Genomic DNA, 1,020 nt, shown 5'->3' on the forward strand with positions numbered 1-1,020 from the left:
TTGGAAACGATCTTGCGTTTGATATCGAGAAGGCGAAATCGAAAGTTAATGAGGAGCTCGCCAACAACTTTGGTAATCTTATCAGCAGAGCGGTTAAGCTTAGTGCACAGACATTTGACGGGACAACGCCACCTCCAACAAGTACCATGGAGAGCACAAAAGTCTTGGCGAAATCGGCTATTCGAGTCGGGATTGATGTCTACGAAAGAATTAATCGTCTCGACGTTGAAGGAGCTGTGGGAGCTGTCGTTGAACTTCTCAACCTCACCAATAAGTACTTTGGAGACCATGCCCCTTGGTCTCTTGTGAAAGAAGGGAAAACTAGAGAAGCTGGTGAAGTCCTCTACTCTGCCCTTGAGTCGGTACGAATTGCCAGCGTACTGCTATCTCCTGTGATGCCAAAAACTACAGAGAGAATCTTACGCATAGTCTGTCCTGATTTGGATCAGCCAAAGATGTCAGATGCACTACAGTGGGGACTCGTCAAAGGAGGCACTCCGCTTGACAAGAATTTAAAGCCAGTTTTTGCTCGCCTGTAGTCTGGAACTATCCTTTTCTAATTAGCCTTTTTTGATTTGGAGTGCTCCAATATCTGAGAGTGAGGAAATGAAGAAGCAATTCAGCTAAGATTAAGACAAAGAGTTCAATCAGAAGAAGATAGGCAGGCTATTGCTCGACATGTTGTTCAGGCACTGCAGGATACACGCAAAGAGTTCGCTCGATACGGCACATGGGGTGCGATGCATCATCATCGTATTCAACATGTCCTTAGACGATTACCGATCATCGGCTCGCGCTTTCGATTCGAGCAGTTCGAGGCTAGACCACCAGGTATGTCGGTGTGTACTCAGCACGGACTCGCGGAGCTAAACGTGTTCAGCTAGATTTCCCAGGACTGCTCCCGGAAATCGATCCGCCAGAGCGCCCCTCTACCTATTGGGCCGCCTGCATGAAGCGGGTATTCGAAATAGACCCCCTTGAGTGCCATAGATGCGGCGGTCAGATGAAGATAAAGGCTTT

General features: G+C 47.9%; 1 protein-coding gene. It reads left to right on the plus strand.

Annotation, left to right across the window (positions count from 1 at the left end; genetic code table 11):
• Positions 1-539, plus strand: a 539-nt coding sequence (locus EBR25_14545) for a hypothetical protein (protein NBW42188.1), incomplete at its 5' end; no start/stop codon positions are given.
• Positions 540-1,020: the final 481 nt, after the last annotated feature.

The sequence above is a fragment of the bacterium genome (assembly GCA_009926305.1).
Classification (GTDB): Bacteria; Bdellovibrionota_C; UBA2361; order UBA2361; family RFPC01; genus RFPC01.